At 55.5% G+C, this 8,501-nt stretch carries 2 protein-coding genes; both read left to right on the top strand.

The window, feature by feature from the left end:
• Positions 1 to 247 precede the first annotated feature (247 nt).
• Positions 248 to 7,006, top strand: coding sequence for an S-layer homology domain-containing protein (locus PKO01S_RS27935; RefSeq protein ID WP_127534716.1), 6,759 nt, complete (start codon positions 248 to 250; stop codon positions 7,004 to 7,006).
• A 377-nt stretch (positions 7,007 to 7,383) separates the two neighbouring features.
• The gene (locus PKO01S_RS27930) at positions 7,384 to 8,301 is read left to right on the top strand and encodes a GNAT family N-acetyltransferase (protein ID WP_127534715.1); all 918 of its coding nucleotides are present in this window, start codon (positions 7,384 to 7,386) and stop codon (positions 8,299 to 8,301) included.
• The last annotated feature ends 200 nt before the right edge of the window (positions 8,302 to 8,501 follow it).

Here is an 8,501-nt window from a genome sequence, read left to right as displayed (position 1 = left end):
TAAAGTGTGTCGTTAGTGTGCAATCAGCGCGATTTCTGAGCTACTAGCGTAACAAAGTGTGCCGTTAGCATGCAATCAACGTGACGTCTGAGCTATTAACGTAACAAAGCGTGTCGTTAGCGTACCCATGCCTAAGAAACGTAATATAACGACTATTCCGTAGAGTAATGCACATCGTCATGAAAGCGATTTCCCAATAAGATGAGGGTGAATCCACACAACCATATATTGGGGAGGTCTTGCCTTCATGGCTCGAATCAGAACTTGGCTGGCCTGCATCATGGCAGTGATGCTTATCGCAGGCGCAATGCCTGTCTATGCAGAGGAGGCGGCGCCGGACAGCTCGTCCGATCATGCCGCTCTTGCAGCCGCATCGGCATCGGTACCCGGGGAATATGTACGAATCAAGAACAAATGGCAGAACAACTATTTGTACGAATCATCGGACGGCATCGTTCGCTACGGATTTACGGCATCTGCCGATGAATCTTCACAATGGAAGATTGAGGATGCCGGAGCCACCAAACGGATTAAAAACAAGAAGACAGGCCATTACATGACGATCGCAGAGGTTGCGCAGCGCCGGGATGCGCTGACCAGCCGAGCGATTACGGAAAGCACGGCGAGCGACCGGTGGTACATCGAGCCGGCGAGCCGCGAAGGTTATGTATTGATCAAAAGCGCGACGGTCGACTCTTCCGTCAATCTCGTCGTACATGAAGAGGATCAGCTCGGTTATGCAGAAGCAAGCAGCGATATTACCGTCTCGTTCGAAAGCCCGCAGTGGATGTTCGAGCCGGTGACAGTGCTGCAGCCGGTCCGAATCATTAATCAAGACCGGGCAGGACAGGCGTTGTATGAGAAGGCGAATCCGGATAAGGAGAACCGGCCGGACGACGTTGTCGCATTCGGCAGCATCGACTCGGCAGATACGAGCGGGCATTGGTATCTGGAGCCAGGAGATAACGGAACCGTCCGCTTGCTTAACCGGGCAACGGGCCGTTATATTGCCCAGTTCGGCGACGGCGACTTCTGGCGCCCGATCGAGATGGGGGCGACCGACGATCCGCTCAAGCTGAGCTGGAACATTACCGATTCCATCAACGATCGTAATGAGCCGGTGCCTGGCTTCGTTACGATCTCAAGCGCATTCGATGGAACGTACGTGTTGAACACACAATTTCCGACCGATAACTATGCCCGTTCCAACAACTGGTCGAACAAGACGCTTGCGAATGCGCATTGGCTGATTGTGCCGGTAAGCGATGTGAAGCCGGTTCGAATCGTGAATTATACGGACGGCACGATCGGAACGGATTATTTGTACGAGGCTGGCGGGGCTGTTAAGCATGGCGCGCTAGGGGCGGGCAATGCGAACAATTTGTTCTACCAGTGGATTGTAGAAGATTTCGACGGGGGCAAAAGGATCCGGAACGCCGCTACCGGCCGCTATGTGCTGGCGGGAGATCCGCTCCATACGGCAGCCGACTCTGGCGATCATTCGTCCGATCAATGGCGCCTGACCGCGTCTAGTCAATACGACGACTATGTGACGATTCGCAGCGCTTCGTCAGCGGACAGCTACTTGAACGTTTCGGCGGATGCCGAAGGCGCGCGCTCGAGTGCGGTTGATCCGAATTCGAATGCGGCGCAATGGCTATTGGAAGACCCGTCCGTACCGACGGACGGCTCGCCGCAATATATCCGCATTCAGAATGAGTGGCAGTCTTATGTGCTGTATGAGGATGAACACGGGGAGCTGAAGTACGGCAACATCCGTGCAGACCAGAAGGACCAATGGGTCGTTGAGAAGTTCCATGGCCGCAAGCGGATCAAGAACCGTGCGACGGGCCATTACATTAACCTGCAATCGATGAACAACGGACGCATCCAAGTATCGGCTGTCGAAGACAGCTGGACGAGCGCCGTCTGGATTATCGAGACCGTCAGCGGCGGATCGAGGCTCATTCACAGCGTGAACGATCCGAGCTCGGGCGGCGAGACGGACAGGCTGATCAATTTGCAGAACCTGGGCAAGTACGCGGAATACGCTGTAATCAACCGCAACTGGGGCAGTCCGAAATGGCGGTTCATTAACGTGATTGACGACCGGCCGACGATCGTGCAGCTCGTGAATAAGCAGACCGGTCTCGCGCTATACGAAGCGGCATCGTCCGATCCAGCGGTCGGAACGGTCAAATACGGCGATGTCGATGCATCTGACGCGGCTTCCGTATGGCTGATCGAAGATACGGGCGAAGGTTCGATTCGTCTGAAGAATTCGGCTTCCGGCCACTACATTGCGATGCAAAGCGTCGGCGATACGGACGTTCAGCTCGACAGCCCGCCGCAGACACTTGAGGCGCTCGCGACGATTTATCCGAGCTGGGGAAGCGCCAAGTGGATCATGGATACGACGCAGGACGCCGGCTTTATCGCGCTTCGCAGCGGTTGGGCCGCCCACTACGTGAAGGCGGAGGATACAGACGGTGCAGTGAAAGTAAGTAAGGCGGTGAAGGGAACAGACGGCTCGTTCGCGGCCAGCGCGCAGTTCTCCGTGCAGCCGGTGGAGACGAAGACGGAGCTGCCGGAAGGTTTTGTCCGCATTCGCAATATTTTTAACCAGCAATATTTGTATGAGAATAGCGGAGGCGTCGTGCTGTACGGCAGCACGGATGCTTCGAACGGCTACTCGCACTGGCGGATGGTAACGAAGGACGGCGTCACGCAGCTTCAGAACCGTGTGACTGGCCATGTGATGGCGGTCAGCGGGGATTACCGCTATATCGGGAGCGTTGAGGAAACGGGAGACGCGGCCAGCAGCGGATCGGCATCCGATTGGGCGGTCGAGCCGTCTGCGGATGGAGCAAGCGTCATGTTCCGCAGCAAGCACGGCAGCTTCAACGATGAATATTTGAATGTGCAAAATGGGGCGGGCTACGCTGAGCGCGGGCTGTACCCTGCATCTTACGGTTCCTTGCAGTGGCAGCTGTCGGCCGCTCCGGAACAATTCGATACGCCAACGGACGGTGTCGAACGCAATGAGAAGACGGAGACGCCGGCATTGCCGGACCGCAATTACGTTCGTATCGCCGTTCCAGCAGCAGAAGGCCCATCATCGGGCAATCTGTATGTAACGGAAGGAGCTGACGGCACCATGACGCTGGGCAGTGACGGAAGCTCGAACGCTGCGCAATGGCTGATGTACGACTATAACGGCCGCCGCTTGTTCGAGAATCGCGCTACCGGCCGCCTATTGGCGCTTGGCGAAGCCGATACAGCAGCGACGGTTGCAAAGGCGGATGCTGCTGCCGCATCGTCGCAATGGTTGATCGAGGAGTCGGCGGGATACCGGACGATTCGCAGCGCTGCCGGCTCGAATGCATGGCTCGCGCAGGATGGCGGCAGCTTGCAAGCAGCTTCTTCTACATCTGGTGCTGCATCATTATGGTCGCTTCAGCCTGTCGTATCGGACATCAAGTATGAGGCTGAAGATGCATTCGTCGGCGGAGGCGCGAAAGCGGCGCGTTCGGCCGGCGGCTTTACCGGCCAAGGGTACGTCGACGGATTCACAACGGCAGGCGCGAAGTTGATCGCCGCTGTGCATGCGCAGACAGCTGGAAACTATCAAGTGGCAGTCCGTTATTTGAACGACGGAACGGCTGCGCGCAGCTTAGATGTGTATGTAAATGGCCTGCCAGCGGGCGCGTTATCGCTGCCAGTGTCGAAAGGCTGGTCGATTGCGACGGTTCAACTCGCTTTGCGTGAAGGCATCAACTCGGTAACGGTTCAACCCGGCAGCGGAGATGCAGCCGGCATATCGATCGATTCGATTACCGTTCAAGGCAGCACTGCGCCTGCGTACCGGGGCGCGACCGTTCCTTATATTACGTATGAAGCAGAGCAAGGCGCAACGAACGGCACTGTACTCGAGCCGTCACGCGTCTACCGGGAAGTTGCTTCCGAGGCATCGGGACGGCAAGCGGTCCGATTGGACGAAACAGGCCAATACGTCGAATTCAAGACGGCAGAGGCTGCTAACTCGATCGTCGTCCGGTTCTCCATTCCAGACAGCGCGGATGGAACGGGCCAGTCGGCAACGCTCGGACTGTACGTGAACGGGGAGTTCCGCCAGAAGCTTCAGTTGAATTCGAAGCACGCTTGGGAATACGGCAGCTACCCGTGGTCCAATGATCCGAACCAAGGGAATGCTCACCGGTTCTTCGACGACATGCATGCCCTCATCGGGGATGTGCCTGCAGGTTCGACGATCCGGCTGGAGAAAGATGCAGACAGCACAGCTGACTATTATGTCATTGACCTGGCCGATCTGGAACAGGTTGCCGCTCCGCTGGCGAAACCAGCCGGCATGGTGGCGGTGACGGAATACGGCGCGGTGCCAGGTGACGGCTTGGACGACACGGCGGCGTTCCAAGAGGCGCTGGAAGCTGCGAAGCTGGATCATAAGGGCATCTGGGTACCGCAAGGCGAATTCGAGCTTCGCGGCGACCAACTGGTGCTCAATGACGTCACGATCCGCGGTGCGGGCATGTGGTACACGACTCTGACTGGTGCCCGGTTCATGGGTAAGGGCACGAACATTCAAGTGTACGATCTGCTTGTTGACGGCGATCTGAATGTGCGGGATGACGAAGCCCACACTCATGCTTTCGAGGGCGGTTTCGGAACCGGCTCGGTCATTCAGAACGTATGGGTCGAACATTCGAAAACCGGCTTGTGGCTGACTAAGCTCAAAGATAGCGACGAATATACGGACAGCCTGTACATGGTCGGAATGCGTCTGCGCAACTTGATGGCGGACGGCATTAACTTCTGCGTCGGTACGAGCAACAGTATGATGGAGCAGACCGATATCCGTTATTCGGGCGACGACGGCATCGCGATGTGGTCGGCTGAAGGCCGCGCCAGCGTGAACAACACGGCCCGGTTCAATACGGTGTCGCTGCCATGGCTCGCGGATAATATCGTCGTATTCGGCGGAACAGACAATAAGATTCAAGACAACATCGCCAAAGATACGATTACGAACGGAGCGGGCATCGCGGTATCGACCCGGTTCAATCCGGTACCGTTCGCCGGTACGACGATCGTGGAACGCAATACGATGATTCGTACGGGCAGCTACGATACGGGCTATACGACGGATCTGGGAGCACTCTGGCTGTTCGCAGGCGACAAAAAATTAGACGGCAACGTCATTATCCGCAATAACGTCGCTTTGGACAGCACATACTCGGGATTGAGCGTGCTCGGCAGCTTCCGGATGGATAACGTCGTGCTGCAGGATTTGGTCATCGACGGTGTAGGAACGAAGGGCGTCGATGTATCCAGTACAGTGAGCGGCGGAATTGTCGCAGACAACATCATCGTTCGCGATGCGCGCATCGCGGATGTATCGAACGGCTCCGGCAGCTTCGAGCTGAAGGAGCGCAACGAAGGGTTCGCATCACTGGCGAAGCCGTTCACGGTGCAGTTGGGCAATGGCGCAACAAGCCGGTTCGCGCTGGAGCAAGGCAGCTCGTTCCGCTTGAAGGTATTTGGCGCAGACGGAGCCGATGTAACGGCGCAATCGCATTTTGTATCGGCGGATGCTCTGGTGGCGGTTCAGGAAGACGGCTTGCTCACGGCGCTGAAAGAGGGTAAGACGGAAGTTACGGTAACGTATGGCGGGGCAACCCGTGTCTACACGGTTCAAGTGTACACGCAAGAGACTTTGACGGAGCCGGGGACAAATAATCCGGGTAACGGAAGCAATGGCAACATCGGAACCGGCATTGGAGGCGGAGGTTCAGGAAGCAGCGCATCGTCGGATGCGGCAAGCGATAATCCAGCAGATAATGACAGAAGGCTGAGCGGCTCGAAGGAGTCCGTCGTCGTATTCACCGTCGATGGTTCTCCTGGCGGGGCGGTGCCGTTCACCGTTCATGGGCTGCAAGCTGCTGCTGCTGCTCATTCGGACGGAGCCATCGAAATTCGAAACGGCAGTGCTGCTTACACCTTCCCGCTTGGCTTAGTTCATACTCTGCTTGAGCGTCTTGCGGTCAAAGAGCTTCCTGCAGGCGCGGTAATGACGTTCACGGCCGCTCCGGTTCAGGCCGCGGCGGTTGCGCAGAAGCTGGAGCAGCAAGCGAAGTCGCAAGGGCTTCAGCTGCTCGGCAAGCCGGTCGAGTTCGGTATCTCGGTGCAAATCGGCGACAAGAATGTGACGGTCGACAGCTTCGGAGGCATCTATGTGACACGCACGATTATAGTGGATGGCGAGTTGGACGCCGCTTCGTCGACAGCGCTCGTATACGATTCGGAAGCTGGCCAATGGGTATACGTACCGGCAGTCTTCTCGACTGCAGGCGGCAAGACGACGGTTACGATCAAGAGCACCAGTAACAGCGTATATGCTGTTGCGAAGCATCCGGTAACGTTCGGCGATATGGCCGGCCATTGGGCGAGATCCATGGTTGAACAATTGGCTGTCCGCACGATTGTGAACGGCGTATCGGCAGAGTTATTCGCGCCTAACCGTCCGGTAACGCGCGCGGAGTTCGCATCGATGCTCGTACGTTCGCTCGGATTGCGGGACGGCAGCGGGGAGGCGACGGGTTATTCCGACGTTCCTGCGGACGCATGGTATGCGGATGCGGTCGGCACCGCTTCCCGTTACGGGATTGTGCAAGGCATGCAAGGCGGCAGCTTCCAGCCGTCTGAACGGATTACCCGCGAGCAAATGGCAGTTATGATCGCAAGAGCGTTCGATCTTGCTGTCAAAGGCGGCTTAACGAAGCCGGCGCCTGCCGCTTCGGCAAGCAGCTTCAACGACAACGGCGAGATTCATGCTTGGGCTTCCGAAGCTGTATTGCTCGCTGTGCAGCAAGGCATCATGCAAGGAAGGCCGTCCGGCGATTTCGCGCCAGGACAGCAAGCAACGCGCGCTGAATCGGCAGTCGTCATCGGACGGTTGCTTCAGACGCTGCAATTAATGAATAAGTAAGGCCTGAAGAAGCCGCCGGGGTGATTTCCCCGGCGGCTTTATTTTACGAGCCAATCCAATAAGCATGGACAAACCAAGCTCTGTACCCTATGATTTACAACAGGAGAATGATGGAAGGAGAATCGACTCTATGCCAGCAACTAAGTAGTGGATCTCGAATGCGAGCATATACTCCATGCGGTTATTTTTGACCAAGGGAGAAGTATGCCGTTTGGAGCCATTACAAGGATGCGAAGCATGGAGTGTGTTATAAATCACTCGATGCAGAGAGCCTTGCGGCTTTCTGTATTTTTTGTGTTGAACGCCTATTCTCCTTTAACGACTGCCTGCTTGGTATCCTTCTAAATATATAGAATATAGACGCGGGAGGAATCGATGTGTCGCACCTAAACGAAGAGATGATCATCATTTCTGATTATAAAGAGAATAAAGAGTCCCGGGACCGGTTCAACAAACTGGCGAGCCTCGTGTTCGGAATAGAGTTTGAACACTGGTATCAGCGTGGCTGCTGGGACGACCGTTATATCTGTCACTCCGTAGCAGCTGATCATGAGATTATCGCTAACGTATCGGTTAGCAAGATGGATTTGACAATCAACGGCACCGCAAGAAAGGCGATTCAGATCGGGACGGTGATGACGCATCCGGATCACCGGGGCAAAGGGCTGTCTAGCCTATTGATGAACCGTGTTCTCGATTTGTATAAGGACGAATGCGACCTATTCTTTCTGTTTGCCAATAGCAGCGTACACGAGTATTATCCGAAGTTCGGCTTCCGCCCTGTTACCGAAAGCCGGTTCACAATGGAATCGGTCGAATCCTTGCCCCGGAGCACTGCTGCGGCGAAGCTCAGCAACATTCGGAAATTGGATTGCGAGAATGAATCGGATTTCGAGCTTATGCAGCAGATGGCACGGGATCGTCATCCGGTATCCGAAACGTTCGGAGTCAGCCATAATAACCGAGGCATCTTCCTGTTCTATGCCATCTCTGTTTTCCCTGATTGCATATATTACTGCGCCGATGAGGATGCTATCGTAGTCTGTCAGCAAGAGGGGCATACCCTTCATCTCTATGATGTTATGTCACGTAAGAAGGTAGACTTGGGGGCGCTCATCTCACGCATTGCGAATGAGCAAACCCGTTCGGTTCAGTTTCACTTTACGACGGATGCGTGTTCTGGCCACGTTATGATAGAACCGATGCCCGCGCATGAGGATTTGTTATTCGTTAAGACGAAAGATGATCTGGATCTGGCATTCGACTTCTGCGTCCCTAAACTAGCCCATGCTTGATAAGGCTGACTGACACTATGAAGGCGGACAGGCTGTCTAACGGATACGACACAAGTGGTGCTATATTCGGAGCAACGTACGTACTTCCGTCCTTCTTCATTGCATGTCGTGCAATGAATGGGACTGGCTGAATCTCTAACGAATGCGACACAAACGGTGCTGTATTCGGTGCCTTCTTTATTGCATATCGTACAATGAAT

This window comes from Paenibacillus kobensis NBRC 15729, assembly GCF_004000825.1.
Taxonomy (GTDB): domain Bacteria; phylum Bacillota; class Bacilli; order Paenibacillales; family Paenibacillaceae; genus Paenibacillus_T; species Paenibacillus_T kobensis.
This window is presented reverse-complemented; position numbering and strand designations above follow the sequence as displayed.

Excerpts from the sequence above, each read along its gene's own strand:
- PKO01S_RS27935 (WP_127534716.1), top strand. The coding sequence starts at position 248 with ATGGCTCGAATCAGAACTTGGCTGGCCTGCATCATGGCAGTGATGCTT.